Origin of the sequence: Ornithobacterium rhinotracheale DSM 15997 (assembly GCF_000265465.1) — a bacterium.
Taxonomy (GTDB): domain Bacteria; phylum Bacteroidota; class Bacteroidia; order Flavobacteriales; family Weeksellaceae; genus Ornithobacterium; species Ornithobacterium rhinotracheale.
This window is the reverse complement of sequence record NC_018016.1, coordinates 2,032,752-2,059,110: the sequence shown is the minus strand read 5'-3', so window position 1 is coordinate 2,059,110 and position 26,359 is coordinate 2,032,752. Positions and strand designations below refer to the sequence as shown.

Here is a 26,359-nt window from a genome sequence, read left to right as displayed (position 1 = left end):
GTGTGTGTGTGTGTGTGTTTACACTTTTTCCTGAAACCACCAAATTTTTAAGCAAGTTTTTGCCTAAAAAGTTTTGGTTTGTAGTAGGTGCTATGTTCTCAGTTCGTTTCATCGCTGGCAAAGATAGAAAATGTTTTTGTATTGGGCAAGATAGCATTGTATGTAATTTTGATAACTATCCCTATCAAGTTCAAATTTATGCTAAGCAATACATCACTCGAGCCAGTAATATTACCGAACGAAAATTAGTAACCGCTTGTCAATTGGTTAATTCTGTTCGTTCGGATAATAATCCCCAAGGCTTTATCATGGAGCAATTTCGAGTTATAAAAAAAGAAGATGTGCAAACCGTCGAACGCTAATTTAATCACCATTAAAAATAAAATCTATGGAAGAAAATAAAACCAATCAAGAAGAGCCAGAAAAATACAATGTATTGCTCACCGATGAGAAGCAACAGGCACAAGAAGAACAAAGCGAAGCTCAAAGAGAAGAAAACCGAAAACAGCTCAAAAAATGGTTCATTTTTGCTTTGATGGGATTGGCTTTCTTAGGCTGTATGTATCTATTGTTCTTTATGGGAAATGACTCTGAGGATAAATTAAAAGTAGAGCAAGATCTTATACCAGAGCCTACGGAAATTTCATTACCTGAAGATAAGGAAAAAGCCTATGAACAAGCGTTATTAGAACAAAAGCGTAAAGAAAAGCAAATGGCAATGCAGTCTTTAGGAGATTTTTCGCAAAGTGTACCTCCAGAAGATGATCCCATAAATGCGTCTATGACCTCTTACCAAAAAGTTCATAGAAACTTAGATGATTTTTACAGGGAGGACTCTGATGAGGAAAAAAAACAAATGCAAGAAGAAATCGACCAGCTTAAAAAACAACTGACAGCTCCCAAGCCCCAAGACCCTTTGGAAACCCAAATGAAACTTATGGAGCGTTCCTATCAACTGGCGAACAAATACAGTTTACAACAAGACAAACCAGAAGTTTCCGATGAAACCTCTGAAACAAAAGCCAACGACAATGCCTATATAGGGAGTGATAAAGAAGCTCATATTACGCCTGTATATAGCGTATCTAATAAAGTGGTAAGCCAACTTCCAAGAGCCTTATCTGATGAGAAATTATTAGAAAATTGGGTGCAACAAAACCAAAGAGGTTTTCATTCTATGGAAAGCCAAAAGGAAGAAAAGCCAATGCTAAAAAACAGTATTAAGGCGTGTATTCACACCGAGCAACGCATTGATAAAAATAATCGTATTCCTTTACGACTTTTAGAACCTATTCGAGTGGCAGGAATGGTACTGCCCAAAGGTACGCTTTTGACCGCAATGGCAAAGATGGGCGAAGGAAGACTGTTGTTAGACATTCGTTCATTGGAGTATCAAGGGCGTATCGTTCCCGTATCGGTAACTGCCTACGACTTAGATGGACAAAGGGGACTTTATATCCCTTATACACCTGGTGCCAATGCTTTTCGTGAAGTCGCTGCTGGACTCAGTCAATCTTCAGGAATCAATTATACTTTTAGCTCTTCTGCCAAAGACCAAATTGTATCTGAAGTCGGAAAGGGGGTATTACAAGGCACAAGTTCGTACCTATCCAAAAAGATCGCTCAGCCTAAAATCAAAGTAAAGGCGGGATATCAAGTTTTATTAGTTTCAAAACCTTAATTCATTCATTCAAAAAATTTAATATCTATGAAATCATTACACCCATTTTTTATCGCCATTTTCTCTCTAACAGTAGGAAATGTCAATGCACAAACAGAAACGCCAAACCTCGAAACGGATAGTATCTATTATGAAAATGATACAATCTCTGAAACTAAAGTGTCAGAACCTGTAACACCAGGAAAAATTGAACCTTATTTTTTAGAAGTGGCTTACGACAAAACAACGCATTTGATATTCCCTTCACCGATCACTTATGTAGATTTAGGAAGCGAAAATCTCATTGCTGACAAAGCCCAAAACGCTGAAAATGTTCTGCGTGTGAAGGCCGCTACTCCAGATTTTCTAACCAGTACTAACTTATCAGTGATCACCCAAGATGGTCGCTTTTACCATTTCGATATTTTCTATAATGAAAATCCTTCGGTAACAACCATGGATTTTAAACGCATTATGAATGAGTATAATATCGAGGATTTTAGCACAAAAACGGATATTTTATTTACGGATATTGGAAACCAATCCCCCGCGGTGGCTCAACTTATTATGGAATCCATTTACCAGCAAAAACGAAACTTTATCAAACATATCGGTTCTAAAAATGCAGGTATTCAGTTTCTACTTAGAGGAATCTATGTTTATCAAGGGAAATTATATTTTGATATTCGTATGAAAAACCGAAGTAGCCTGCCTTATCAAGTGGATTTTATCACTTTTAAAATCGTCGATAAATCCACAGGAAAAAAGGAAGTAGCCCAAGAAATCCCTATCCAAGCTTTACGCACCTATCAGGAACTACAAAGAGTAGAAGCCAAAAGTAAAGCCAATGCCGTGTATATGCTAGAGCAATTGACCTTAGATGATGACAAATTACTCAAGGTAGAAATCTTTGAGAAAAATGGCAGGCGATACCAATCTTTTAACATTGGTAATGAAGACTTAATTTACGCAAGAGAAATACAACAATTCAACTTAAAATTATAACTTGATGAAAAGATTATTGTTAGTGATGTGTGGTTGGCTTGGAGGAATAAGTCTGTTGGACGCTCAACGACTATTCCCTGGACAACAAGGATTGGAGGCAAGTGTGAACTTGCTTCCAACTTCCTTGAAACTTGACACCAAAGCCTATGATATTCGATTAGGCTATATTCGCTATACCCGTGAGGGGGATTATTGGCAATTTGGAGTGGCTTACACTCGTAATGTTTATACCTATCGAGAACAGGATTTACCCATAGAAACTTATACCGCCGAAGGTGGTTATTCGCTAAGTCTTATTGGGAATAGTAGTCGAAATATATCACTCAGTGTTGGATTGAGTGGTGTAGTAGGCTACGAACTCATCAATCAAGGAAATCACACGCTATTCGATGGTGCGGTCATCAATAATAAAGATGCCTGGGTCTATGGAGGACTTGCACGCTTGCGTTTGGAGCGTTATCTCATAGACAATATGCTCGTATTTGTACAAGGACAAACACAGATGATGTGGGGAACACAACGAGAACAACTGCGTCCGCACATAGGTTTTGGACTCAGAATCACTTTATAAACTTTTAAAATTCAAAAAGATGAAATATTTTGTAAAAATCATTACTGTAACGCTTATTTTACTGGGGCTTACGGCTTGCGAGGACAGGCTGGATATACAAACGAATTTTCCTTTTGAGGTTAAGACAATGCCCGTCCCTAAGGATATTCAGCAAGGGCAGACCGTAGAAATTCGTTGTCAAATCGTATCAGAACAAAAGTACAAATATGAAACTTATACTTTGCGGTACTTTCAGTTTGAGAGTAATGGTAGGCTAAAGTTGGCTAACCAAGAGCCTTTTTTGCCGAATGATACGTATGTAATTCCTAACCGAACTTTTAGATTGTATTACACTTCTCTGTCTAACAATACGCAAAGTTTTGAGGTTTGGATTGCCGATGGCAAAGGTAAAGAACAAAAACTGAACTTTGAGTTTAATGCTAAGAAAGAGGAGGGAACGGAATAGAAATAATAGTCGTATATTTGCATCAACAGAACCCACCTGCATACCATAAGAACTGCTTGTGGGTCATTTTTTGCAATTCATCAATGTAGAATTTCCTAAGTTACCATTAGTGAGTGTAATATTTTCAATTTCTTGTTTTTTATGGAAAATCTTTTTTATCTTTGTTAAAAGATTTATCTCTTATGTCTAAAATACTAACCATAGAAGTGAACCCAAATACCAAAAAAGGAAAAGCCTTTTTGGAGATGGTTGATTTGTTTAGAAATCAATCAGGGATTAAGGTGGTTAATATTGACCAAGAAATCCCTACAAAAACGGCACAAAGCAAGGCTTCTTTTATAGAAAAAATCTCGCAAGAAACCAATAGAAAATTAACCAAAAGGTTACTCGCAGAGCATAATATAGTAATATAGCCCTTTCCAAACAAAGCCACCCACTTCCAAAGACAACCGTCTTTACTTCACCGAATTGCATTCAAAGTATCTTCGCTAAAAAGATACCAAATTATGGATGTGATAGTTATTGAAAAAAGAGCATTTGAACAAATCAATCAAAAATTAGGGGACTTACTCAAACAAACAAAGTCCGTAGTAGAAACGCATCAAGCCATTTGTCAAGACAAAAAATGGTTAGACACACAAGAGGTATGTCAGTTGTTGGGCATTAGCAAACGAAGCCTCCAAAATTACAAAGACCGCAATTTACTGCCTTATTCATATATTAATCGAAAAAACTACTACAAGCGTAGTGATGTGCTGGAGTTATTAGAAAGTCAAACTGCAAAAACTGAAATCTAATGGAACTCTACACAGATCAAACAGAAGAAATGGCTTTTTACCAAAAGCAAGTACAAGAACTTAATGAATATGTAAAGTTTTTATTAGAACATTTTAGACCTGTATTGAATGGAGAAATCTACCTTTCGGGAAAAGAGCTATGCAATTTGTTGCATATAAGCCAAAGAACCCTCCAACAATATAGAGACGATGGTTTTTTGCCTTATGTTCAAATTGAGGGTAAAATTCTATACAAAGAAAGCGATGTACTAAAAATATTAGAGGATAATTATAAGGCTATATAACGATTGTCTCAAAACTTACGAATTATTTTTAAGCATTAATTATTATAAGGCATTGAATACTCAAAAGCTAACAATTAATCCATTTCTAAGGTGGGGCTTCTTTTGGCTTCTTTTTCTTTGCCTCAGAAAGAAAAAGAAGTCCGCAAAAAATCCCAAGCGTTTTGCTTATGGAGCGTCGTACTTGTACGGTGTTATAAGCAATAGGCTTGTATACTTTGGTTTTGTTTAAAAAAGTATTTAAAGGAATGAGGAGCTTATCGATAAACCTGTATTGCATAGATTTATCGATACGCGACGAATGTATGTAAAGTCTTTTTTGAACCGCCTTTGCCTTATAATGGCAAAGGCTGCGTGCGGTAGTCCTTTAAATTCAAAAAGAAACCTCTGTGTTTTACAAATCCATTGCGAAACATACCCCAAAGTAAAGAAGTGCCCATTTGTGCCAATGTAGAATTTATAAACAAATCCTGCTTGAGTAAAGCCTCTGCAAGTGAACAACTCGGCGTGTCGTCTGTTTCTTCGGATTGCTTTAATAAGTCGGCAAATTCATCGGTAATAAAAGGGAGTTTCTCAATGGTTTTATATTTCTTTGACTTTGGCTGTGAGTGTTTTCCAATGGTGGATAAAATCACTTGTCCTGTATGCTGGCTGTTTCCAAAATCAAACCAATATCTTGGTTGGTTGCCTTGAAAACGACTACTATTTCCTGAACAATCTTCAATGATGTCCGCAATTTCAAAGCGTGATGAAACACTATCGACACAAGTGATATATAAATTGCTGACAAGCTCGTGAGAATTGTTTTTCTGATAATCCTTTGCAAATTTAATAGTTTTTGCTTTCCAATTCGTGCCAAAAAATCGGTTTACTCGGTTGATAAGTGCCACCGACTTATATAAACCTATTTCGCTCTCGGCAAAAAGTTGTCTGCCTAAATTGGCTTGGCTAATGGTATCATCGTCCCACAAAGTTAAATCAAATCCTGCGTGTCCTAATTGCACCAAAGCGTGGTGCATTCTACCCAAAGCGGTTAAAACTTGCGAACCTGTGCCACCTGCACCAATCAAATGGATAGTTATTGGGTTAGTCGCATTGATAAGGCTGTTATCTATGTAATGTACTTTATCTCTTGTATCCATTATAAAATATCTTTTAGAGTTTTATTATTTTCTTTCAATTCTTTGTTTGGGAATGGCTTTTCCGTATCGATAAGGCTTTTCCAAATATTGGTTATATTTCTCTTTGTTGGGCAATAATTGTCTAACAAATGGCTAAAATAACTTTCAAAAAAATAGGTTTCCCATAATTGCATAAATTCCTCCAATGAGGTTGATTTTTCAATATCTATACTTACACTCCCCATACATACATTAGCATTTTCGTAAACATTAAAAAAAGGCGCATAATACAATTTTGTATGTTCTTGAGGTCTGCAGTTAGATTTCAAAGCGTATATGTTCAAACTATCTTTGGTGGCTTTCCAAAGTAAAGGAGGAACAAAGGCTGTTCCGCTTTGCATTCCTAACCTTTCCACAAAATATAGGGGTCTCTTTTGTGTTTTGGTGTACCATATCAAACTGCCTTTTTCGCTTGGGTTGATGTGCAGTACATTGGTGGGATACGACGAATAGTCTTTCGTTTTATCAATCTGATTTTGAAGAAAATGAAGGTATAAATCTTGGAATGAATTTTAAAAAAGGTTGGAATGCTCAATGGTATTCTACCAATAGTTTCTCTTTGAATTCTGAAGGAACCATCCAAGTGGAAGCCACTTTTTTATTTACCAACCGAACGAATTTCCAAATATTTACTGTAGAACCACAGTCTTGGTTGAATTTGGGAATGAAAATGCAATTCCTTGACAAAAAACTACAAGTAACTGCCAAATTGGAAGATGTATTCAAAAGTGGAAAGGTTCGCGCGACGACTTATACAAGTGGTATAGAACAAAAGTATAGCAATTATTATGATAATCAATTCTTTTTATTAGGGTTGAGTTATAAATTTGGAAATGACAAAATCCGAGTAAATGAACGAACTTCAGGTAATGAAGACGAACAAAACCGAGCCAATTAGTAGTTTGAATTAGTTAGTCAATTGGTAAAAACCACCTTGAATCGAGGTGGTTTTTTTATAAAAAATCTTTTTTTAAAGAGTCATTTCGATATCTTCATCTATCATTTCTTGAACATTCAGTAATCCAATAAAATATTCTTCAAAAGGTGTGCTTTTAGTGTGAGCGTATAGTACACCTCTGGTGGTGCCTACTGTAATCATTGCCAAGTGGGAGGCAAAATCTTTATCTATTTTTAGCACATCTTTTTGTAAAAGTTTTGTTTTGAAACTTTTTTCTTCAATTTCAAAATGACAGGCTACTTCTATATTTATAAATGGTTTGTCTTCTTTTTCTAAAGTAAAAGACAAACTACACGCGATAATGCGGTCTTCTACATTTGCCCCAAAACCAAATCCAACATTTTGATCTACAGGAGCCTCTAAATTTATATTTTTCTCAAATAGAGAGAGTTGAATTTCTTCAATTTTTATCAGTCGAAAGGGGATTTTTAATTGTTTTTCCATAATGCTTAATAATTAGCCATTTTTAAATATGGATTACTATAACTTTTTGATTGGGTTATTTTTTTACCAAAATCAGGAGATAGGTGAATGATTTTAGTGGTGTTTTCCTCATAAACATCCTTCATTTCTTTATAGTTCTTTAACTCTATTTTTCTTTCTGACAAGGGTTTCACTTGTATCAATTCAATATCTAATACATCGCTAATGGTAGCAATGGTTTCAATAGTAAAGTTTTCTTTTCCTTTTACCCATTTACTTACTTGTTGTGGACTTACACCCATTTTTTCGGCTAAATCTTTTTGTTTCCAACCCAATTCTTCGATTCGTTTCAAAATATTCAAAGCAATCTTCTGAGACAGCCTAAGTTGTCTTCTCCTTGCTTTTCTTAGTTTGGCTCTTTCTACAGTATCGGATACCGTATCAGAAACTAATTCTATAAATTTTTCTTTATTAGCCATTTTATACGATTTTATTTGGTGAAATCTTCGAAAGAATCTTTATCAAAAACATTGTTGTCATTCAAAAAATCTTTCACTTTTTTTAATTTGTCTAATTCTCTTTGTGTGTGTACTCTATCTTGCATCGCTCGGTGCATTTTTATGGCACCTCCTGTTATGATATATGTTTCTTCATCAATTCTAATAGCATATACTCTGAGATAATTAGTTCTGAGAGTTCTTCCTACTTTCCCTTTTCGTAAGGATAGTTTCACTTCGTAGTACTCTTGATTATACAATGGTTGAAAAAACTCATCTAAATTTACAGGTTTTGTTTCAGTAATTTCTATAAGAAGATCGTCTATATATTCAACTTCTTTCAGTATTTCTTGCGCTACTTCATACTTTGTTTTGTTGGGAGGAATGTCTTCTTTTAAATCATTCAATAATTTAATCAAACGATCAGTATCATTCCATAATTCCAATAATCTATCGTACTCATTTTCCTTACAATCTTTATACTGGATTGCGTATAAATAGGGTACAAATATAGGAATTATTTCCATAAAATCAACTTATAAGTTTATTTTTGATTTGAATTTAATTACAAATATAATTAAATCGTTTTTATATATAAACTTTTAGGTTGATTTTTTGTTTTTTTCTTGATTCAATAGTTAGTGTTGGAGAGAATAAAAAAAACTGGATTTGTCTGCCAATAAAATGGTTTATGAAACGCATCTTTAACGGCGATAAGTGCCGATTACAAGCCAATTTTTAAACTAAAAATAAAGAAAGAGGGTGTCCAAAAAGTCAAGACACCCTCTTTTTTTTGTTGATTTTCTCTAAAATGTTTATCTTAGAGGTGAAAAAATAAAATCATGTCAAAGGTAATTTTTAAAACGCAACCAGGCAACTGCCCGGAGTTATTTCCAGAAAATATTTTTGATAAAATCCCCGAAGACCATCCTGTTCGTTTGGTGGATATGGTAGTAAACTCATTGGATATCAGTGATATTCTTAAAAAATATAAAGGTGGTGGCACCTCAGCATATCATCCACGCATGATGCTTAAAGTTTTATTTTACAGTTATTTATCAAATATTTATTCATGTAGAAAAATAGCCAAAACGCTTCAAGAGAATATTCATTTTATGTATATCTCTGCAAACTCAACCCCTAACTTTAGAACCATTAATGATTTTCGTGGTAAAATTTTAAAAGATTCTATTGAGTCCTTGTTTTCAGAAATTGTTAAGATATTAGTTGAGATGGGCTATGTAAGCCTTGATGTTCAGCACATTGATGGCACAAAAATAGAAGCAAAATCCAATAAATATACATTTGTTTGGCGTAAATCAGTTGAGAAGTATAAAGATAAATTAGAAACTAAAATCAAGGGGGTTTTATCAGAGATAGAACATCATATTTTGGCAGATAATCAAGAGGCAAATCAGGAAAAGTTACCTAAAAAGATAGATAGTAAAGAGTTAAAAGAACGCCTCTCTGTTTTAAACAAACGCTTAAAAGAACCCTCGAAGAAAATAGCAAAAGAACTTAAGAAACTTCAAGATGAGCATCTTCCAAGGTTGGAAAAGTATTAAAAAGACTTAGAGATATTAGGCAATAGAAACTCTTATAGCAAAACAGATCCCGATGCTACTTTCATGAGAATGAAGGAGGATTATATGAAAAACGGACAGTTAAAAGCCGCTTATAATCCTCAGATATCGACCGAAAATCAGTTTATTACTCATGTTACTATTCATCAGACGCCAGGTGATACTACCACCTTAGCCTCTCATTTGAATAGTTTTGAACAATCCCATGGCAAACAGAGTAAAGAAATTGTTGCCGATGCAGGTTATGGGAGCGAAGAGAATTATGAGATGCTGGAAGAGAAAGATATAGAGGCTTATGTAAAGTATAATTACTTTCATATGGAACAAAAGAAAAAAGTGAAAAACAATCCTTTTTTAACTCAAAACCTGTTTTACAATGAAGCCCAAGATTTCTATGTGTGTCCTATGGGACAAAGAATGGAAAAGGTGGGATATGGTAAGCGAACTTCAGATAATGGATATGAGTCGCAGGTTACTTACTATCAAGCCAAAAGATGTGAAGGTTGTCCTTTACGAGGGTTATGTCATAAATCCAAGACCAACCGAAGAATAGAAATAAATCACCGACTTAATTTCTTAAAAAAGAAAGCCAGAGAAAAACTAATGAGTGAAAAAGGACTTTATCACAGAAGCAAACGACCTGTTGAAGTAGAGACAGTATTTGGTCAGTTAAAAAGCAACAACCAATTTAATAGATTTACATTTACAGGCTTAGATAAGGTAACATTAGAATTTTTATTGATGGCAATAGGTCATAATTTAAGAAAAATGGTGGCAAAAAATGCCTTATTAACACTAAAAACAGCCAAAAAAGTGGACCTAATTGCCAATCAGAGACTTTACGTGACATCTTTAATCAAACCAGAGAGAAGAAAACGAAAAAGTTACTCAATAGTTACATTTGATTTTAACAACCTAAAATTTGTAGCATAAAAAAAGCGACACCCTCCCAAAAAGTGTGTAAACTAAAAAGTAAGGGTTTTGAATTACAATCTGAGCCTTTGTTCAAATATAAGCATAAATTGATTCAAAATCAAGCCCCAGTTTTTGATCGGCATCGACCATTTTCTGGTAGCCTCTCTTATGGCTAAATACACCGACTTTGTAACCGCTTCGTCTGTAGGGAACGACATTTTGTTTTTAGTGTATTTTCTAATTTTTCCGTTCAGATTTTCAATTAAATTGGTGGTGTAAATAATCTTTCTGATTTCAATAGGGAAATCAAAAAATACGGTGAGTTCGTCCCAGTTATCCCGCCAAGATTTTATGGCATAAGCGTATTTATTCTCCCATTTATTGGCAAAATCCTCCAATGCCACCTTGGCAGCCTCTCGGTTAGGGGCGGTGTAAATGAGTTTCATATCTTGGGTAAAGGCTTTTCGGTCTTTCCAAACCACATATCGGCAAGCGTTTCGTATTTGTTCATTTGTTTTTTATAGTTTTTAAGGTATTCACGAATGCTTTGCATTTGATGCACCACACAAATCTGCGTTTGTGATTCAGGGAAAACAGAGCGAATCGTTTGGGTAAATCCGTTTAAATTATCGGTTGCGGTAATGAGGATATCTTCTACACCCCGAGCCTTTAAATCGGTTAAAACATTCATCCAAAAAGCCGAGCTTTCATTCTTTCCAAGCCACATGCCGAGCACCTCTTTCTTGCCCGAACGGTTTAAGCCTACGGCAAGATAAATGTTTTTTTGAATGATTTTTGAGTTTTCTCTGACTTTAAACACCATGCCGTCCATCCAAACGATTAAATATAAATCCTCTAAGGGTCGATTTTGCCAGGCGACCATCTCAGAGACCACGGCACTCGTGATGCGCGAAATGGTAGAGGCGGAGACCTCAAAATCATACAAATCCTTAATTTGTTCCTCTATATCGCTCACGCTCATTCCTTTGGCGTAGAAAGAGATAATGATTTTTTCCAAGCCTTCAATGATGTTGTGCCGTTTAGGAACTAAAGCTGGTTCAAAGCTACCTTGGCGGTCTCGAGGCACCTGAATTTGGTCTTCTCCAAAAGAGGTTTTTATGGTTTTTGTACTCGTTCCATTGCGATAATTTCCGGCTTTGGATTTTTGGTACTTTTCATTGTCTAGATGAGCATCTAACTCGGCTGAAAGCATATGTTCTACCGCTTTTTTGTGCAATTCTTTAAAGAAAGAATTAAGGTCTTCTCCGTTTTTAAAGGACTTGTAGAAATCCTTGTTGTTTAATAGTTCTTCTTTGTTCATAACCATGTAAATTTAATTAAAGTATTTTTAATCATTAAAAAGTTATTTCCGAAAATTTTTTTGAGCTCTGGTGGCTCAAAAATTTTCAGAATAACTTTTTAGTTTACACAGTTGGTGGGAGACTGCTTTAAAAAAATCCCTTTCGTTGATACTTACTTCTTGGATTTCTACCATTTTAGGTAAAAAATATTTCTTAAAATAGCATTGGCACTTGCTCTTTGGGGACGCTTTTTTGCTTGTCTTTCTGTACCTCGTTTTGGTCTTTGGCTCGGTGTACCCATTCTAAAAACTCCGCCAGTTGTTGGCATAATCGTTCGTTGCGTTGTGTGTTCTTCTGTAGTTGGGGTAAAGTTCCCTTGATGATATGTTTGTTTTGCATAATTCATTTTGTTTTATTTGATTGTTCCTTTTTTAATAAATTCCTTGTCTATGTAAAGTTGGATTTCTCCTTTTTTAAAGCCTTGATTTAAGGCTATATACTCGATATAATCATCATAGGCTTTGCCTTGAAAATTCTCGCCTATAAGGTTTTTAAAAATTACCCTAATCGCTGTTATATCGCCTTTTAATATCCATTGTCCGTTTTGGTGGATTTCCGCTCTGTCTTTTGTTTCCATAACTTAATGTTTAGCCTTTTGTTCCCATTACACTCTCAAATCTATAAACCACGCTATCTTCTACAATTTGAGGGGCAGACACTTTCGAGGTGGTAAGTATCGGATATTGATTGCTGTAAAAATTTAATACCGCATCGACACTCCATTGTGGATTAGGGTCTGCCAGTTCAATTTCTTGTCCGTTATCTTTAAGTTTAAATACTCTTTGTAGTTCTGTTGCTAATAACATAATCTCTGTTTTTTAAGTTTAATCTATTTCAAATAAATTCGGCTGAAACAATGCTGAAAGTTCCTTTCTTCGCTTTCTAATTTTTTCGGCGTGTTCGGGATATTCTTCTACACTAGGCAGTTTCATCCACGCTTCTCTCGGTTTTTCTTGCTTAGCGAGTTCCTCCACCTTTTCCATAAGTTCATTGTATTTCTTGGCTCGTTTTTCTTTCTCTTTCTTTTCCCTGTCTGCTTTTTCTTTTTCCATTTGTGATTGGCGTTTAGCGATTTCTTGTGCTTTTAGATAATTTTCCATATCTACCATTAAAGAAGATGTGCTTTCAATCGGTTTTTCTATGGTTGCAAAAAATTGCTCGTCTAATTCTTCGGCTGTTCCTTTGATTATTAGCGATGGGATAAGGTTCTTCGCCTTATCCCCACACGCATCATTGTTTAATAATATGGATATTACTATGTTTTCAGTATCTTTTCTAATGGTTAGATGGAGGGTTCCCTCTATTTCTAATCCTGCTATTTGTTTGAAAAAATTTGTGTTCATTGTTCTTAAAATTTAATTGATTACTTTAGCTATTGAATATCCTTTGTCTGTGAATTGGTAATCTTCTTCCGCAAACATTTGTATGATATATTCATCAGCGGTTAGCCTTTCGTATTCTTTTTGCAATTCTTTGTATAGATATTGGTTTAAATCATTTAAAACACTTTCTGTCCATTTCAATAGTTTTTCTATTTGATATTCAATGTGTGGATATTCCTTATCATTATTTCTAAAAGTGTATTCCCAGTCAAAGTGTAAATGATAATATCTGTGTTTATTATAGGTCTTAAAAGATAGGTCTATATATCCGTTTTTGATAAGCTCAAGCACCCTTTTATCCATATCCAATCTATCAAAATCAAATGCTTGGTTAGGGGCATAATCTTTCCATTTTTCTTCTCTAACGGCTTGTATAAACTTTCTTATATCAAGTATATTACACGCAAAACTACTTCCGTCGCCTTGAGAATAAAATCCACTAAAAAAGATTTCAAACGGATTTATATCTATTTCCAATTTTGAGCATATCTTCATAAAATCAAAATAAGTGTCTTGCCACCAACTTGTGGTATTAACTTCTTTGTGTCGGTACTCTCTCAATACTTTTTCTTGTACCTCTGTTTCTAATTCTTCATATTTATAGATTGATATCGTAATTTTTTCCATTGCTACTCTATTTTGTGTTGTTTATTCTGTCTTCTAAAAGAAGGGCTAAGATTTCCCATTCGCTGTGGTATATCTCCTCTGCAAAAGTGTAAGTACCATCATCTTCATTCCATTGATACTGCTCAAAATCTTCATCTTCTAAATCATACTCTATGAGAGTCCCCTCTTTATAAATTGCTTGTCCGTATATTAAGTTCCCTAACTCTTCATACTCGTGTACAAAATCTGTGATACCCACCTTTTGGGCTATCTCGCGGACTTCTTCAAGGTTTGGCACCCACTTGGTTTCATATCTATAGATGCCCTCGCCTTGTTGGTCAATACTGAAAAAGTAGGTGTTTCCCTCCTTGATAAAGTTAGGTAGTTGTCCGCACTCCTCTTGCTGTTCCTTGTCAATCATCTTTTGAAAGATAGTATCTACCTCTTGGATTTGTTCTTCTATCCCCTCAAAGGTTACATTGTTGTTGCACCAGTTTGCCATTGTCTTGTGGTTTTATAAAGGCGATTATATGATATAACCGCCTTGGGGTTAATATTTGATTTTTCGTTATTCTCTGTTAGTTGTAATTAAACATATCCGCTCCGTGTTCTGCATATACGCTACAAAGGTCAAAGGCTTTTTGTCCCCTGCTTTGGGCTGTCCCGCCCATTACTAGGGATTTTAATTTGCTTTCTTCATCTCGGTAATTACATACATTTTGATAGTACCCAGTAACGGCGTTGTATGCTCCAAACAAAGTTCCTTTGGTAGTTTCCATTTGTTGGCTCTCACTTAATTGAGCATACATAAATGCGTCTTCTACGCTGTTTTTAAACATACTTGATAAGCCTTGGCTATTCCCTTTCTTTAGATGTTCTAATGTCTCCTTGTTCGGACACAATGCCAATTCTATTAACTTTCGCACTTCTCGGTCGTTTACTCGGATTTTTGCCCACTTGTTAAAGGTTCCCTCTAATCGGTTACTTAATTTATTAGCCAATCCCATTACCTTGTGTGCGTTGGCTAATCGCTGTTTTGCTCCTGAGGTATGGCGAATACGAATAACATTATTCATATTTTTAAATGCTGCATTTAATGTATTCTGACACACTATTCGAATAGGGGTAAAGGCGGCGGTGATACTTCCGCTTCCGTCGTGACTCGTGGTTAAGAAAATATACTTTTCCGTTACATCATCGCCGTTCCCCACTCGGATATAATCGGGTAATTTAGCGGTGATAAATATGCGTTCGCCTTTACCTAATGCTCCTGCGGTTTCGTACAATATTCCATCGCCTCCTCCGACAATCTCATCAAAAAAGGCAAATGCCTCGTGATTTTGCACAACTTGATAATCTTTACCTACTACGCCCAAAACCTCATTAGTATCCTCTCGCATCGTGGCAAAGGCGTTCGGCACTTCGATTTCACTGTCGTAAAACTCTATTCCCTGCTCGGTGGTTATGAGTCCTTTGCCTTTGGTGTATAAAGGCTCTTTGCTGACTTCAAAGTTCAATCCTGCGTATTGTATGGCTTCTTTACTCGTTGGGTGTTCACTTACGATTTGTCCCAATCCGTGCCACGCTTTTTCTTTTACACTGAAAAAACTATACTTCCCTGTTCTGCTGTTGTAATTAATGTTATGTGCCATTGTTCTAAAATTTTAAATGTTCCTAAATGTTTTTTTGTTATTCTGTTCATTAAAATGGTAAATCGTCTTCGGTTTCCTCAATCGGTTGTGGTGTTCCCTCTCCGTTGTTTGTTTCCGTGTTCTGTCTTTGTCCTCTTGCGTGTAACTTAATTTTTGAGGTATGAAAATTAAGCCCTGCTTTGGGTTCTCCGTCCTTGCTAAGCCACGCCCTCGCACTTACTCGCCCTGTGAGTTCTACCAAAGCTCCTTTGGTTAATATCTTGGCTACATTTGTACCTTGCCAATACGCACAATCGAAAAAAGCGGTCTGCTGTATGTCTTCGCCCTGCTTGTTACGATAGTGGTCGTTTACGGCAATTGAAAAGTTTACTACCTTTCTGTCGTTAGGAAGTGCTTTCACTTCTGCATCTCTTGTTAATCGTCCTGTAATGTTCATCTTATTTAATTTTTAAAATTGATACTGCTTATTTAAATACCCATTCTCTCATAGCCTGCCCACGCTTTGCTCTCTTGCGAGGTGGTGTTGATTTTTTTTTATTATTCGGTAATGAGAGGAAGAGCGGTTTCGTTTTAAATCCATTACTAATAAATCTACTTTTGTATGTTTCATATTGACCTTTTTTTTATTCGTTTAAAGAGTCGGAATATGCTGGTTTCGTTTCGAGGGCTTATAAAAAGTAGTGTTTAGCCGTTGCAAGGTTTTTCAGAAAAATACAACCCCAAAGGGTGTGGAGATTTTTTTGAAAACCCCAGGGTTTGACCTTGTAAAGGCGTTTAGAACACGGAGATACTTTTGCCCTTCGACTACGAAAAACCGCATTTCGACCATTTTATACCTGCGAAAAAAAGGTGGAAATAGAAATCCTAATACAAAAGACAAGCATTAGGTAAATGGATCCCATCGAAACTCTAAGCGCTGTATCGATTAACGAATATTTTTATCTCTGTTAGTTAAGGTTTATTTCTAAAAAAATTACCGCTACAAAACAGGGAAGAAAGGGAATGTTTTGTAGCGGTAGTTTGGGTAAGTTTGAAAATTCTTAGTAGCGTTTTGGATAGGGTTTTTCTCTGAAAAATCATAGCCAATGTGCTACAAGAATAAAAAAGCAACTTTTAAGCATAACTTAAAGACAAATTCTGCAATTTTTGTGAGGCTAACTCCATATCTTTGCTAATCTTAGTATTCGTAATTTTTGCATAAATTTCCGTTGTATGAATATGCTTATGTCCAAGCATTTTACTGATACTTTCTATCGGAATATCCTCCGTAAGCATTAAGGTAGCAAAACTATGCCTTGCCCAGTGAAAAGTAATCGGTTTATCACGAAAAATCCCACATTCATTCATAATGATTTTGATGTATTTATTACAAGTAGCATTACTTGGTACAGGAAGTAAAGCACCATTTTTGCCTAAGCCCTCATACTTCTTTAAAATCATCTTGGGTATTTCTAATAATCGAACATTACAAGGTATTTTTGATTTTTGTCGCCGTTTGATGAGCCACTTATGACCATCAAAAAACTCCTGTAAATGGGCAGGGCTAAGTTGGTATATATCAATGTAGGAAAAACCTGTAAAACAACTAAAAAGGGCTAAATCTCTCACTAATTCTATGGTCTTTCTCACTTTTTTAGAAAAATCATCAGAAGGGGTGTATTCAATGAGTTTTATAATTTCAGATTTCAAAAGATAACCTCTATCTTTGGGTATGAGTGTATTTTTATAATGCCGAAAGGGATTGACAATAATTAGATTATCGTCTAAGGCTCTTTTTATGGTTCGCAAAAGTGGCCCCATATTACCATAAATACTATTGTGGTCTAAACCTCTTTCTATTCTAAGGTAATAATCATAATCATCAATAAAATTTTTGTCAAGCTCTATCAATTCTATATCATCTCTGTGAAGTTTTTCTTGAAGAAATCGCTCTAAGTTTCCATAGGCAGTTTTATGAGTATTATAACTTCCTGGTGCTCTTAATTTTTTCTCAACTTTAAGTGCAAAATCTTTAAGTAAGCCTTGAAAACATTTTAATAGGGTATGTCCAGAATGTTCTCTGCCTAAATATCGATCTTTTACTTTCTTTGCGGTTACATATCCTTCATATTTAAGCATATCGCTATAAATATTTTGGATATTCGTTTCAATAGCCTTTAACTTTTTATTGATTTGTTTGGCTTCATGGGTTTTTCCGCACACTTGACTATTTTGTAAATCCAACGAAGGAGATAAGCCTAACTTCGTAGAAAAGGGTTCATTCTTTCCATTGATGGTAATTCGAGCCATGATGGGAAGTGTGCCATCGGCTTTAGGGCTTTTTCTTTTTAGGTAAAATAATACCGTGAAGGTTGTTCTTTGCGTTTTTTTCATCATTCTATAATTTTGAGTTACTAAATTAATTTCTATTGAGTAACAATGAAAGATGAAATATTGCGCAAAACACTGAAATATAGCCTGTTTAATAAAAAACTTTGAATGCTTATCAGGTAACTGATAAGTAACTCAACTTTGTCTTTTTGAGGCTATTTTCAGTGATTCTCTGTCGGAACGTTAGAGGTAAATGAATGTTTAATTCACTACTTCATAGCTGGTTACATTTTTTTACCTACTTTTGCATTTTTAATGAATTTTTATTTTAAAATACAAAAAAAGCATAAAATCAATTTTTCAGATTTTATGCCTTAATCTTTTCAGTTATAATTTTTCTGAGTTATTCATCTCACTCCAAGCTTTCAACTCTTGTTTAAGCTCTTCTGCACTTATTTTTAAATTGTTAATAGAAATGCCTACGGGCGAACCGTATAATCTATAATTTAATTTATTAAACATTTTTTGCCAAGGATTTTTGCTACGCGCGATAATGCGTTTGGGGTCTTTTAAAATTATCATTAAAAATCGTTGATTCATCGCATTTGTGGTTTGGATTTGCTGGATTTCAGCCCAAGGAATAAATCCTAAAGAAACCATCGTCGTGTTATCTGTAATCCCTTTTTCGTTGATAATGAGTGCAGACTTTTTGCTAAATAATTGTATCAAAGCAATAATGCCTACAAGACCAAAAAACACCAAGCCCGAATAGGCAATAATTTTAGCAAATACACTCCTAAAAAACGCATTTTCTGGCGCAGACAAAATCCAAATACTAATGGATACAAAGAATAAAGACCCAATAAGTGCCCTCCAAATTTTGCTTTTTTTGACTTCAATTCTTCTTTCTCTCATACTATCAAAAAATATCATTTAAAGGTACAAAAAAAATCGCAAGAAATTCATTTTCCTGCGATTTTGTTTATTGCTAAATTTAATTTTAAAAATCGTATCCTACCTTAAATCCTAAATCTAATACAGTGCCGCTCACATTGTTTTTTTCGCCAAATGTAGTCCCGTAGCCTAAGCCCACTCGAAACTCATAATTAAAATCTTGCGCAAAATTTCTACGAATCCCAAAAGTAGGTACTATATCTAGTTTATTGATGAGTCGCAAATTATCATAATTAGAAATCGAAAACCAATCTGGTGTGTAATTCACTTGTAATGATAAATAGTTGGCACTGTTGTTTTTAATATTTTTACCTTGTTCTTTTCGGCTCAAAATATTGTAGTAATATTTAGGTTGAAGCGATAATTTTGGATATAGAATAAAGCCTGTTTTATCATAAAAATTACCACCCCAAACGCCCACATTCAACCCAACTGCCGAACGCAATGCAACTTGCTCAGAAAGGCGAGTTTCGTTGTTAAGATCTACACCAAAAAGCCCTAACTGCAAACCAGTTATGCTTTTTTCTACCTGCGCTTGGCTAGCATTGAATGCCAACAAAGCTGCCGCTGCTAATAGTACTTTTTTCATATGTTTATGGTTATGTTTTTTTGGTTTTAATATATTCAAAATCTGAATTTTAAAGAAATATTTGATTGCTGTGATTTAAATACTTAAAAAATTCAATCAACTTTCATTTTTTCACTTCTTTAATATTAGCACTTGTATTTCGGACAAATTTAATAAAAATATAATTAAATGAACATTTTATTTATAATTTTTTAAAACAAAAAAATAGACACAAACCTCAAAAGAGAAATGTGCCTAAAATCTATTTTTTTAGGAAAGAAATTTTAATCAATATTAAGCATTGATGATTTTTTCCATTTTTTCTTTTTGCTCGTTGGCTAGCTCTGCATCTACCAAAATTCTACCACTGTGCTCGTCTAAGATGATTTTTTTACGCATAGCGATTTCCATCTGGCGTTGTGGAGGAATGGTAAAGAACGATCCCGCAGAAGCTCCACGCTCTACTGGCACTACTGCCAATCCGTTTTTCACAGACGAACGGATTTTTTGGTAAGCTTTCAATAATTTTGGATCAATCTCTTGGCTATATTCTTCTGTCAATTCGTTTAACTTAGCTTCTTCTTTTTCTGTTTCTTTTACGATGTTATCAAGCTCAGATTTTTTGTGGTCTAAATATTCTTGATAATCTTTGATTTTTTGCTGTAAATCTTCTTGTTTTTCCCTCAAGAAACCGATTTTAGCATTAAATTCTTTGATTTTTTTCTCGCTATGCTCGATTTCAAGTTCTTGGTATTCAATCTCTTTAGACAATGCCTCAAACTCACGATTGTTGCGCACATTGTCCTGTTGTTTTGTATATTTTTTAATCAAAGCGGCAGCTTCTTTCATTGCTTCTTTTTCCTCTTTGATTTTCACCTCTAGTGCTTCTACATCTAGCTCTGTAGAGGCAAAGCGTTTTTCTTTACCAGCAATATCATCTTCCAAGTCCTGAACTTCCAATGGGAGCTCTCCTCTCGTGTTGCGGATTTCGTCTAAACGAGAATCTATTAATTGTAGGTTGTATAAGCCTCTTAGCTTTTCTTCTACACTTGCTTCAGTGCTTTTATTTTTAGCCATAATTTAAAAATAATTAATTGGGTTTGTGTTTACCTTAGAGGTAAGGAATGCAAAATTACTAAAATTTTCTGAAAGATAGCGTGTTATATAAAATTTATTGAATTGTTCTGATTCATAATGCCCTACATCGCACAATAACAGCTGATTTTCTGCCAAGAAAAAATCATGATATTTTAAATCTGCCGTAACGAAAGCATCTGCGCCTGAGGCTTTTGCTGCGCCAATGGCAAATGCGCCCGAACCACCTAAAACGGCTACTTTTTTGATTTCCTTTTTTACCAAAGCCGAGGTTTTAATACACGGCGTGCCGAAAACTTTTTTAAGCAATTGGATAAATTCCTCGGCATTCATGGCTGCTGGCAATTCGCCAATTTGCCCCATTCCTGTGGCGAGATCTTCGTTTGCCAAAGGAAAAATGTCGTATGCCACTTCCTCGTACGGGTGATTTTGTTTTAAAGTCTGAATAGCTTTCCCAATTTCGTGTTTTTTGATTAAAATCTCTACACGCTCCTCCTTTACTTCCTCTCGCTCATTGGATTTGCCCAAATACGGATTTGCGGATTCGTTGGGTTTAAAAGTACCTGTGCCTTGGGTGCTAAAACTGCATTCGGTGTAGTTGCCGATGATGCCCAAATTTGCTTCAAAAAGGGATTTTTTGACTTTTTCGGCATCGTTTTGTGGCACAAAAAAACTGAGTTTAAACAAAGTTTCCTTATTCGGAATCAAGATTTTTAAATCATTTAAGCCTAATTGTTTTCCGATTTCATGGTTTACGCCCATGAGCTGCGCATCGAGATTGGTGTGTATGGCATAAATCGCAATATCGTGCTTAATGGCTCTGAGCAAAACGCGCTCTACTCGGTTTTTGCCCGTAATGCTTTTGAACCCGCCAAAAATCAATGGGTGAAATGTAATGATTAAACCTGCTTGGTTTTCAATTGCTTCTTCTAAAACTTCTTCGGTAATTTCAAAAGCGACTAATGCTTTCTCAATATATTTTTCTTTATCCCCAAGCTGCAAGCCCACATTATCGAACGACTCAGCGTAAGCCGTAGGAGCCCATTTTTCAAGGGATTGTATGATTTCTTTGATTTGAATTTTCATCGTTTTTTTAAACATAAAGGTTTATGAAACAAAACTAAATGATTTGGCTATAATCTCCTAAAAAAATGGGATTTCTTTTTTTGCGTCGCTCCTATAATCTTATTTATAAAAACTTTAGTATTTAGTTTTTTTTTAACAATTAACCTCTGTCATTTATCCAATTACTATTCTCCTGCTAAGTTTATCCTTAGTGCTTGATTAAAATCCTGTTGATTTTTTTCATCAAAGAAAATATATAATGTCATCTTTTTATAAGCCGAGGAAGATTCCTTCGGAAAGTTATAATAAGGAATTTTGATATATTTATTTTTTATGTTAAACGGAGAATTAAAAGGAAATATTGTGTCTTTAAAAATAACTTTATCTCTATCAAAGTTTGCAATTACACTATCGCTAAACATTTCATTTAAACTTTCAAAATTATATTCATTTTCAGGTATAATCAATAGTTTTTGAAAAGATTCATAGTCCTTACGCTCTATACTTTCCAATATTTTAAAAGCGGTATTTATTGCTTCTTCTTTCCCATTTGTTCTACAACTAGAAAATGATATCAGAGCAAATAGTAATACTATAATCTTTAAACTTTTCATTTTTTTAATATACTATATTCTTAACCTAAAACTGGTAAACTTTTTGCTGACGATTTACAGTTTTGTTTTTTTATAAAAAGAAATACCTACTCGGTCTATATGTTCTATCAGTTTTGGATTTTCAATGGCATGATATATCGATAAATCTACTTGATACGGCAAATAGGTGTCTTCTAGCTCTATTTGAATTTGAGAAAGTTTAGAAAGGTTTAAGTGTTCTCCCTTTAAAGTTAAATCGATATCAGAACCATTTTGGTAATTACCCTTTGCCCGAGAACCATATAAAATGGCTTCATCTATCTCTGGATACTTTCCAAAAATAGATTGTATTGTATCAATATGTTTCTCCTTTAATCCGTACATGTTTTAAGTTGAAAGTTAATCACTCTTCGTTTTTCTCCTTTAATTGATTCATTTTCTTTTGGAATAAAACAAAAAGGGGATAAAAAATAGTTACTATATTCTCGTAGATTTCCTCTGATGTCTCTTCATTGTAAGTATGGCTAGTTAAATTTCTGTTATGTATCATTTTTAGCCAGTTATCTCCATCTTCTATAAGATTTGCTTTAAAGGCTTGTCTCGTTGCATCTCGTGAACCTGTAATTTCTGTATTTCCTTGAAAAGTAAAATAATCTTTCATGACTTTCCATGCAAGCTCATGCGTATATTCAAAAGACTGAATCAAACCTTGTTTTTCTAGTTCACTAAGCGTTTTAGTTTGGTCTAACTGCACGGCATCGGTCAATTTAGACAAAGCTTTATTGTAATTGTCTAATCGTTGTATCCATCGAATATCGGTATTATTTTTCATTCTTCTAATTTTTTCTAGACAAGTTCTCCTATATTTTTTGATTTAATGCTTCCTCTTCAATTAATTGAGCTTCAAACATTGCTTTCAAAAATGTAAATCTTTCATTGAAATCAAAAATCTTCTTCTTCTACATATCTGCCAGTAGTAAGCACATAATCTAATTCTGCCACTCGCTTTTTGGACGCAGAGGCACAAAAAACCTTTAATATCTTCGTAATCTCCAAATTTCCATAGCTATTTTTCTAATGGCTCTTCTACATTCTTGGTTGTTTTTTCTCCATAGTCTTCTTATGCTAACTTAAAATCTATAAACTTATCAAATATATTAAATTTTGATTAAATACTTCAAAAATCATCACCAAAATACTTTACTATTTTTACAGAGATTTTGATTGTGCCAATCTTGATAGTTTACTTCAACTTATTTTTAGCTAAAATCAAATATATTCTTTGCCTTTAAAATTGTTTTAAGTGATTAAAAAACGTGTTCCGAAGTTTTTATCCCCTTTTTCAAAAATTCTTTTTTTTTCGAAGATGTAATCGAAGTAAAATAATAGAATTTAAAAAAGGTAAGATGGTATTTAGTATCCGAAACTTTGTAAAAAGTTGTGGGCACAAAGACACATCTTGCAACTAAAATTACGCATTAAAACCAAAACTCTCAACTAGTTGATTTTCAATAAGAATAAAAATAGATTACAGAAATAAAAAAATGATTAAAAGAATTCTGCTATGTAATTCTACTATGTTACTATGTATATATAATAATATAAAATATTGAGAAAAAATGTAAGTTACTGTTAACTAGTGTTTTTACGGATTTGGGGGTGGTAAGTTTTTTACCAGCTTAGGGGTGAAATAGTATTATTCGTATGCTTCTAAGCGAATTTGAATTTTATGGAGCAAAGTATAAAACATGACTAAAAAAGGGACTAATCCTATTATTAGTCCCTTTTTTAGTCCCTATTTTCTGCAAGTCTTTGTTTTATAGACTTGAATGTGACCCCAGAAGGATTCGAACCCTCAACCCTCAGAGCCGAAATCTGATATTCTATCCAGTTGAACTATGGGGCCAACACAAAAAATAGCACCCTAAATAATTTAAATTTAAGGTGCTTTTTTATTAACTATAAATCTATCTTATTTTTTATACATCACAGATTTTACGGCAGCCACTACCTCTTCTGCTTTCGGGAACCAAGCCTCGTACAATACAGATGAGAATGGAGATGGCACATCTGGAGTTGTGATTCTTTTCACTGGAGCATCTAAATAATCAAATGCTTTTTGCTGAACCATGTATGCTATCTCAGAAGCTACTGAACCAAATGGCCAAGCTTCTTCCAAAACTACCAAACGATTTGTTTTCTTAACTGATTTGATTACAGTATCATAATCTAGCGGACGAATTGTTCTTAAATCAATAACTTCGATATTGATACCTTCTTTAGCCAATTCATCAGCAGCTTTTATCGCTTCTTTGATTACTTTACCAAAAGAAACTACTGTACAATCTGTACCTTCTCTTTTGACATCAGCCACTCCTAGCGGAATTAAATATTCGCTGTCTGGCATTTCCATTTTGTCACCATACATTTGCTCAGATTCCATGAAGATTACAGGATCGTTATCACGGATGGCAGATTTCAATAATCCTTTTGCATCATATGGGTTTGACGGAACTACAACTTTTAAACCAGGACAGTTTGCATACCAACTTTCAAAAGCTTGAGAGTGCGTAGCCGCCAATTGCCCTGCAGAGGCAGTAGGTCCACGGAACACGATTGGGATATTCCATTGTCCACCACTCATTTGGCGCATTTTAGCAGCATTGTTTATAATTTGGTCGATTGCAACCAGAGAGAAGTTAAAAGTCATGAACTCAATGATCGGACGGTTTCCATTCATTGCAGACCCTACACCGATTCCAGCAAAACCAGACTCCGCAATCGGGGTATCTATAACTCTTTTTGGTCCGAATTCAGCAAGCATTCCTTTAGAAGCTTTATACGCTCCGTTATACTCTGCTACTTCTTCCCCCATTAAATATATAGATTCATCGCGACGCATTTCTTCGCTCATTGCCTCAGCAATTACTTCTCTAAAAGTTTTTTCTGTCATGATATTTTTTTCTTTAACTCCACAAATTTATTAATTATACTTGAATATTACCAAGCATATCCATAAAAAATGATTTATTTCACCTAAATTTTTTCTAATTCCTGCTGCCCTATTCCGCTTTATAACAGATAAAGCGTATTTTAAACAATTTCTATTTTTTAATTTAAATTTTTTTTGTACTTTTAGGCTATCGATCATTTTATTTAGCACTTAATAATGTATGAAAAAAACTAAATTTTGTTCAGCACAAGACGCTGTAAAAGCCATAAATAGCGAGAATTCCGTTTTTATCCACACCACACCTATGTCTCCCAATATTTTGGTCGATGCGATGGTGGAACGCGCAAGCGAGCTTAGAAATGTGAAAATTTTTCAAATCATAACGAATGATGATGGAGGCTATGCTAAACCTGAATTAAAAGATAGTTTTAATATTCATAGTTTATTTGTCGGGGGCAATGTGCGTCGTGCTGTAAATTCTCCGCAAGGTAGCTACACGCCTACTTTTTTAAGCCAAATGCCTCGCCTGTTTGAGGAGCGATACATTGATCTAGATGTGGCTTTAATCCAGGTTTCTCCTCCAGATGCGCACGGATATTGCTCTATTGGGGTGAGTCTAGACACTTCTCTGGCGGCAATGAAATCGGCTAAAACGGTGATTGCACAAGTGAATTCTAATGTTCCCCGCGCCTTTGGAGATGGCTACATTCACCTGAGCGAGATTGATTATGCTGTGGAGCACAACTCTCCTATTGCCGAAGTGGTAACGCCTCCGCCATCAGAGGTAGATGCTGCCATAGGCGAATATATTGCAGAATTGATCGAAGATGGCTCAAACCTCCAAGTGGGAATTGGAGCTTTGCCAAATGCTGTTTTGGGCAATTTGAAAAATCATAAAAATTTAGGAATCCACACCGAAATTTTCTCAGATGGCGTGTTGCCTTTGATTAAATCTGGGGTGATTAATGGTAAAAATAAAAGAATTGATACCGAAAAAATCGTTTCCACCTTTTTATTTGGAGCAAAGGATTTGTATGATTTTGTACACGACAATCCTAAAGTGATGCTAAAGCCTTCGTCATATACCAATAATCCTTGTGTGATTAGCCAAAACGACAAAGCTGTTGCCATCAATAGTGCTTTGGAGATAGATTTAACGGGGCAAATCTGTGCCGATACTTTAGGAGCGTATCAATTTTCTGGTGTAGGCGGTCAGCTAGACTTTACGCTTGGCTCCTCCATGTCCAAAGGCGGAAAACCTATTTTTGGCATTAGTTCTAAGACGCACAAAGGCATCAGCAAAATTGTTCCGAGCCTTAAACAAAACGCTGGCGTTACTACCACGCGTGCGCATGTGCAATGGGTGGTTACTGAGTATGGTGCGGTGAATTTGTTTGGAAAAAGCAACAAAGAACGAGCTAAACTCTTGATTTCGACTGCTCACCCAGACTTTAGAGAAGAACTCGACCGACAAGCTTTTGAGCTTTTTAGGTTTGAATAAAAC

General features: G+C 34.9%; 30 protein-coding genes, 1 tRNA gene and 4 pseudogenes. 11 read left to right on the top strand and 24 right to left on the bottom strand.

Features of this window, described 5'->3' with window-relative positions:
• Positions 1-149: 149 nt before the first annotated feature.
• The 8 genes and pseudogenes from ORNRH_RS09800 to ORNRH_RS09765 form a co-directional block, all read left to right on the top strand.
• Positions 150-362, top strand: a pseudogene (locus ORNRH_RS09800) (conjugative transposon protein TraK); the annotation flags it as partial.
• A 26-nt stretch (positions 363-388) separates the two neighbouring features.
• Positions 389-1,681 (top strand): conjugative transposon protein TraM, encoded by a 1,293-nt coding sequence (gene traM / locus ORNRH_RS09795; RefSeq protein WP_014791685.1) that lies wholly within the window; start codon positions 389-391, stop codon positions 1,679-1,681.
• 27 nt (positions 1,682-1,708) lie between these two features.
• Positions 1,709-2,665 (top strand): conjugative transposon protein TraN, encoded by a 957-nt coding sequence (traN, locus tag ORNRH_RS09790; protein ID WP_014791684.1) that lies wholly within the window; start codon positions 1,709-1,711, stop codon positions 2,663-2,665.
• Positions 2,666-2,669: 4 nt separating this feature from the next.
• Positions 2,670-3,236 carry a conjugal transfer protein TraO gene (locus tag ORNRH_RS09785; protein ID WP_014791683.1) on the top strand — a complete coding sequence of 189 codons (567 nt, stop codon included), beginning with the start codon at positions 2,670-2,672 and terminating at the stop codon, positions 3,234-3,236.
• Between the two features lie 19 nt (positions 3,237-3,255).
• On the top strand, positions 3,256-3,681 hold the full coding sequence (locus ORNRH_RS09780) for a DUF3872 domain-containing protein (RefSeq protein ID WP_014791682.1): 426 nt from the start codon (positions 3,256-3,258) through the stop codon (positions 3,679-3,681).
• 182 nt (positions 3,682-3,863) lie between these two features.
• Positions 3,864-4,094, top strand: coding sequence for a hypothetical protein (locus ORNRH_RS09775; protein WP_014791681.1), 231 nt, complete (start codon positions 3,864-3,866; stop codon positions 4,092-4,094).
• A 93-nt stretch (positions 4,095-4,187) separates the two neighbouring features.
• A complete protein-coding gene (locus ORNRH_RS09770; protein ID WP_014791680.1) occupies positions 4,188-4,478 on the top strand; it encodes a helix-turn-helix domain-containing protein in 291 nt (96 codons plus the stop codon).
• A complete protein-coding gene (locus ORNRH_RS09765; RefSeq protein WP_014791679.1) occupies positions 4,478-4,762 on the top strand; it encodes a helix-turn-helix domain-containing protein in 285 nt (94 codons plus the stop codon). Before ORNRH_RS09770 ends, ORNRH_RS09765 begins: the two co-directional genes overlap by 1 nt.
• A 332-nt stretch (positions 4,763-5,094) precedes the next feature.
• Here the strand turns inward: ORNRH_RS09765 and ORNRH_RS09755 are convergent, their stop codons facing one another.
• Both ORNRH_RS09755 and ORNRH_RS09750 read right to left on the bottom strand, forming a co-directional pair.
• The gene (locus ORNRH_RS09755) at positions 5,095-5,901 is read right to left on the bottom strand and encodes a PRTRC system ThiF family protein (RefSeq protein WP_014791677.1); all 807 of its coding nucleotides are present in this window, start codon (positions 5,899-5,901) and stop codon (positions 5,095-5,097) included.
• Positions 5,901-6,410 carry a hypothetical protein gene (locus ORNRH_RS09750; RefSeq protein WP_081484570.1) on the bottom strand — a complete coding sequence of 170 codons (510 nt, stop codon included), beginning with the start codon at positions 6,408-6,410 and terminating at the stop codon, positions 5,901-5,903. Before ORNRH_RS09750 ends, ORNRH_RS09755 begins: the two co-directional genes overlap by 1 nt.
• A gap of 20 nt (positions 6,411-6,430) precedes the next feature.
• Between ORNRH_RS09750 and ORNRH_RS09745 the strand changes: the two are divergent.
• Positions 6,431-6,838 (top strand): annotated as a pseudogene (locus ORNRH_RS09745) (outer membrane beta-barrel protein); the annotation flags it as partial.
• A 72-nt stretch (positions 6,839-6,910) separates the two neighbouring features.
• Here the strand turns inward: ORNRH_RS09745 and ORNRH_RS09740 are convergent.
• The 3 genes from ORNRH_RS09740 to ORNRH_RS09730 are packed head-to-tail and all read right to left on the bottom strand — an operon-like array spanning position 6,911 to position 8,345.
• Entirely contained in the window at positions 6,911-7,342 is a 432-nt protein-coding gene (locus tag ORNRH_RS09740) for a hypothetical protein (RefSeq protein ID WP_014791676.1), read from the bottom strand.
• 5 nt (positions 7,343-7,347) lie between these two features.
• Positions 7,348-7,800 (bottom strand): helix-turn-helix domain-containing protein, encoded by a 453-nt coding sequence (locus ORNRH_RS09735; protein ID WP_014791675.1) that lies wholly within the window; start codon positions 7,798-7,800, stop codon positions 7,348-7,350.
• 11 nt (positions 7,801-7,811) lie between these two features.
• A complete protein-coding gene (locus ORNRH_RS09730; protein WP_014791674.1) occupies positions 7,812-8,345 on the bottom strand; it encodes a hypothetical protein in 534 nt (177 codons plus the stop codon).
• A 315-nt stretch (positions 8,346-8,660) separates the two neighbouring features.
• Between ORNRH_RS09730 and ORNRH_RS09725 the strand changes: the two are divergent.
• Positions 8,661-10,193: pseudogene (locus ORNRH_RS09725) on the top strand (IS1182 family transposase); the annotation flags it as partial.
• Between the two features lie 194 nt (positions 10,194-10,387).
• On the opposite strand, the pseudogene ORNRH_RS09720 reads toward ORNRH_RS09725, so the two are convergent.
• The 19 genes and pseudogenes from ORNRH_RS09720 to ORNRH_RS09630 form a co-directional block, all read right to left on the bottom strand.
• A pseudogene (locus ORNRH_RS09720) lies at positions 10,388-11,637 on the bottom strand (IS256 family transposase).
• A 167-nt stretch (positions 11,638-11,804) separates the two neighbouring features.
• Positions 11,805-12,023, bottom strand: a complete 219-nt coding sequence (locus ORNRH_RS09715; protein ID WP_014791673.1) for a hypothetical protein — start codon at positions 12,021-12,023, stop codon at positions 11,805-11,807.
• Positions 12,024-12,029: 6 nt separating this feature from the next.
• Positions 12,030-12,254, bottom strand: a complete 225-nt coding sequence (locus ORNRH_RS09710) for a DUF7688 family protein (RefSeq protein ID WP_014791672.1) — start codon at positions 12,252-12,254, stop codon at positions 12,030-12,032.
• Positions 12,255-12,264: 10 nt separating this feature from the next.
• A complete protein-coding gene (locus ORNRH_RS09705) occupies positions 12,265-12,483 on the bottom strand; it encodes a PRTRC system protein C (protein WP_014791671.1) in 219 nt (72 codons plus the stop codon).
• 18 nt (positions 12,484-12,501) lie between these two features.
• Positions 12,502-13,020, bottom strand: a complete 519-nt coding sequence (locus tag ORNRH_RS09700; RefSeq protein WP_014791670.1) for a PRTRC system protein E — start codon at positions 13,018-13,020, stop codon at positions 12,502-12,504.
• Between the two features lie 12 nt (positions 13,021-13,032).
• Entirely contained in the window at positions 13,033-13,686 is a 654-nt protein-coding gene (locus ORNRH_RS09695) for a hypothetical protein (protein WP_014791669.1), read from the bottom strand.
• Between the two features lie 7 nt (positions 13,687-13,693).
• Positions 13,694-14,167, bottom strand: coding sequence for a DUF1281 family ferredoxin-like fold protein (locus tag ORNRH_RS09690; RefSeq protein WP_014791668.1), 474 nt, complete (start codon positions 14,165-14,167; stop codon positions 13,694-13,696).
• Between the two features lie 76 nt (positions 14,168-14,243).
• The gene (locus ORNRH_RS09685) at positions 14,244-15,317 is read right to left on the bottom strand and encodes a DUF932 domain-containing protein (RefSeq protein WP_014791667.1); all 1,074 of its coding nucleotides are present in this window, start codon (positions 15,315-15,317) and stop codon (positions 14,244-14,246) included.
• A gap of 49 nt (positions 15,318-15,366) precedes the next feature.
• A complete protein-coding gene (locus ORNRH_RS09680) occupies positions 15,367-15,753 on the bottom strand; it encodes a single-stranded DNA-binding protein (RefSeq protein ID WP_014791666.1) in 387 nt (128 codons plus the stop codon).
• Positions 15,754-16,430: 677 nt separating this feature from the next.
• Entirely contained in the window at positions 16,431-17,690 is a 1,260-nt protein-coding gene (locus ORNRH_RS09675; protein ID WP_036601989.1) for a site-specific integrase, read from the bottom strand.
• Between the two features lie 324 nt (positions 17,691-18,014).
• A complete protein-coding gene (locus ORNRH_RS09670; RefSeq protein WP_036601987.1) occupies positions 18,015-18,542 on the bottom strand; it encodes an STM3941 family protein in 528 nt (175 codons plus the stop codon).
• Between the two features lie 85 nt (positions 18,543-18,627).
• Positions 18,628-19,170: a hypothetical protein gene (locus ORNRH_RS09665; protein WP_014791663.1), complete on the bottom strand. Its 543-nt coding sequence runs from the start codon at positions 19,168-19,170 to the stop codon at positions 18,628-18,630.
• Positions 19,171-19,443: 273 nt separating this feature from the next.
• Positions 19,444-20,226, bottom strand: coding sequence for a zinc ribbon domain-containing protein (locus tag ORNRH_RS09660; RefSeq protein ID WP_014791662.1), 783 nt, complete (start codon positions 20,224-20,226; stop codon positions 19,444-19,446).
• A 3-nt stretch (positions 20,227-20,229) separates the two neighbouring features.
• Positions 20,230-21,324 carry a Nif3-like dinuclear metal center hexameric protein gene (locus ORNRH_RS09655; protein ID WP_036602103.1) on the bottom strand — a complete coding sequence of 365 codons (1,095 nt, stop codon included), beginning with the start codon at positions 21,322-21,324 and terminating at the stop codon, positions 20,230-20,232.
• Between the two features lie 170 nt (positions 21,325-21,494).
• Positions 21,495-21,923, bottom strand: coding sequence for a hypothetical protein (locus tag ORNRH_RS09650; RefSeq protein WP_014791660.1), 429 nt, complete (start codon positions 21,921-21,923; stop codon positions 21,495-21,497).
• 54 nt (positions 21,924-21,977) lie between these two features.
• Positions 21,978-22,286 (bottom strand): nucleotidyltransferase domain-containing protein, encoded by a 309-nt coding sequence (locus ORNRH_RS09645; protein ID WP_014791659.1) that lies wholly within the window; start codon positions 22,284-22,286, stop codon positions 21,978-21,980.
• 19 nt (positions 22,287-22,305) lie between these two features.
• The gene (locus ORNRH_RS09640; protein WP_014791658.1) at positions 22,306-22,734 is read right to left on the bottom strand and encodes a nucleotidyltransferase substrate binding protein; all 429 of its coding nucleotides are present in this window, start codon (positions 22,732-22,734) and stop codon (positions 22,306-22,308) included.
• 1,000 nt (positions 22,735-23,734) lie between these two features.
• Positions 23,735-23,808: transfer RNA gene (locus ORNRH_RS09635), tRNA-Arg, on the bottom strand.
• 66 nt (positions 23,809-23,874) lie between these two features.
• Positions 23,875-24,858, bottom strand: coding sequence for a pyruvate dehydrogenase complex E1 component subunit beta (locus ORNRH_RS09630; protein WP_258205069.1), 984 nt, complete (start codon positions 24,856-24,858; stop codon positions 23,875-23,877).
• Positions 24,859-25,075: 217 nt separating this feature from the next.
• Between ORNRH_RS09630 and ORNRH_RS09625 the strand changes: the two genes are divergently transcribed.
• Positions 25,076-26,356 (top strand): acetyl-CoA hydrolase/transferase family protein, encoded by a 1,281-nt coding sequence (locus ORNRH_RS09625; RefSeq protein WP_014791656.1) that lies wholly within the window; start codon positions 25,076-25,078, stop codon positions 26,354-26,356.
• Positions 26,357-26,359: the final 3 nt, after the last annotated feature.

What these genes read in the sequence shown, in the direction of transcription:
- traN (WP_014791684.1), top strand. Translation starts at nt 1,709, where the DNA reads ATGAAATCATTACACCCATTTTTTATCGCCATTTTCTCTCTAACAGTA.
- ORNRH_RS09765 (WP_014791679.1), top strand. Translation starts at nt 4,478, where the DNA reads ATGGAACTCTACACAGATCAAACAGAAGAAATGGCTTTTTACCAAAAG.
- ORNRH_RS09705 (WP_014791671.1), bottom strand. Translation starts at nt 12,483, where the DNA reads ATGTTATTAGCAACAGAACTACAAAGAGTATTTAAACTTAAAGATAAC.
- ORNRH_RS09755 (WP_014791677.1), bottom strand. Translation starts at nt 5,901, where the DNA reads ATGGATACAAGAGATAAAGTACATTACATAGATAACAGCCTTATCAAT.
- ORNRH_RS09740 (WP_014791676.1), bottom strand. Translation starts at nt 7,342, where the DNA reads ATGGAAAAACAATTAAAAATCCCCTTTCGACTGATAAAAATTGAAGAA.
- ORNRH_RS09665 (WP_014791663.1), bottom strand. Translation starts at nt 19,170, where the DNA reads ATGAAAAAAGTACTATTAGCAGCGGCAGCTTTGTTGGCATTCAATGCT.
- ORNRH_RS09730 (WP_014791674.1), bottom strand. Translation starts at nt 8,345, where the DNA reads ATGGAAATAATTCCTATATTTGTACCCTATTTATACGCAATCCAGTAT.
- ORNRH_RS09645 (WP_014791659.1), bottom strand. Translation starts at nt 22,286, where the DNA reads ATGTACGGATTAAAGGAGAAACATATTGATACAATACAATCTATTTTT.
- ORNRH_RS09670 (WP_036601987.1), bottom strand. Translation starts at nt 18,542, where the DNA reads ATGAGAGAAAGAAGAATTGAAGTCAAAAAAAGCAAAATTTGGAGGGCA.
- ORNRH_RS09735 (WP_014791675.1), bottom strand. Translation starts at nt 7,800, where the DNA reads ATGGCTAATAAAGAAAAATTTATAGAATTAGTTTCTGATACGGTATCC.
- ORNRH_RS09780 (WP_014791682.1), top strand. Translation starts at nt 3,256, where the DNA reads ATGAAATATTTTGTAAAAATCATTACTGTAACGCTTATTTTACTGGGG.
- ORNRH_RS09660 (WP_014791662.1), bottom strand. Translation starts at nt 20,226, where the DNA reads ATGGCTAAAAATAAAAGCACTGAAGCAAGTGTAGAAGAAAAGCTAAGA.
- ORNRH_RS09710 (WP_014791672.1), bottom strand. Translation starts at nt 12,254, where the DNA reads ATGGAAACAAAAGACAGAGCGGAAATCCACCAAAACGGACAATGGATA.
- ORNRH_RS09625 (WP_014791656.1), top strand. Translation starts at nt 25,076, where the DNA reads ATGAAAAAAACTAAATTTTGTTCAGCACAAGACGCTGTAAAAGCCATA.
- ORNRH_RS09640 (WP_014791658.1), bottom strand. Translation starts at nt 22,734, where the DNA reads ATGAAAAATAATACCGATATTCGATGGATACAACGATTAGACAATTAC.
- ORNRH_RS09650 (WP_014791660.1), bottom strand. Translation starts at nt 21,923, where the DNA reads ATGAAAAGTTTAAAGATTATAGTATTACTATTTGCTCTGATATCATTT.
- ORNRH_RS09715 (WP_014791673.1), bottom strand. Translation starts at nt 12,023, where the DNA reads ATGAATTATGCAAAACAAACATATCATCAAGGGAACTTTACCCCAACT.
- ORNRH_RS09685 (WP_014791667.1), bottom strand. Translation starts at nt 15,317, where the DNA reads ATGGCACATAACATTAATTACAACAGCAGAACAGGGAAGTATAGTTTT.
- ORNRH_RS09680 (WP_014791666.1), bottom strand. Translation starts at nt 15,753, where the DNA reads ATGAACATTACAGGACGATTAACAAGAGATGCAGAAGTGAAAGCACTT.
- traM (WP_014791685.1), top strand. Translation starts at nt 389, where the DNA reads ATGGAAGAAAATAAAACCAATCAAGAAGAGCCAGAAAAATACAATGTA.
- ORNRH_RS09785 (WP_014791683.1), top strand. Translation starts at nt 2,670, where the DNA reads ATGAAAAGATTATTGTTAGTGATGTGTGGTTGGCTTGGAGGAATAAGT.
- ORNRH_RS09700 (WP_014791670.1), bottom strand. Translation starts at nt 13,020, where the DNA reads ATGAACACAAATTTTTTCAAACAAATAGCAGGATTAGAAATAGAGGGA.
- ORNRH_RS09770 (WP_014791680.1), top strand. Translation starts at nt 4,188, where the DNA reads ATGGATGTGATAGTTATTGAAAAAAGAGCATTTGAACAAATCAATCAA.
- ORNRH_RS09695 (WP_014791669.1), bottom strand. Translation starts at nt 13,686, where the DNA reads ATGGAAAAAATTACGATATCAATCTATAAATATGAAGAATTAGAAACA.
- ORNRH_RS09775 (WP_014791681.1), top strand. Translation starts at nt 3,864, where the DNA reads ATGTCTAAAATACTAACCATAGAAGTGAACCCAAATACCAAAAAAGGA.
- ORNRH_RS09675 (WP_036601989.1), bottom strand. Translation starts at nt 17,690, where the DNA reads ATGAAAAAAACGCAAAGAACAACCTTCACGGTATTATTTTACCTAAAA.
- ORNRH_RS09690 (WP_014791668.1), bottom strand. Translation starts at nt 14,167, where the DNA reads ATGGCAAACTGGTGCAACAACAATGTAACCTTTGAGGGGATAGAAGAA.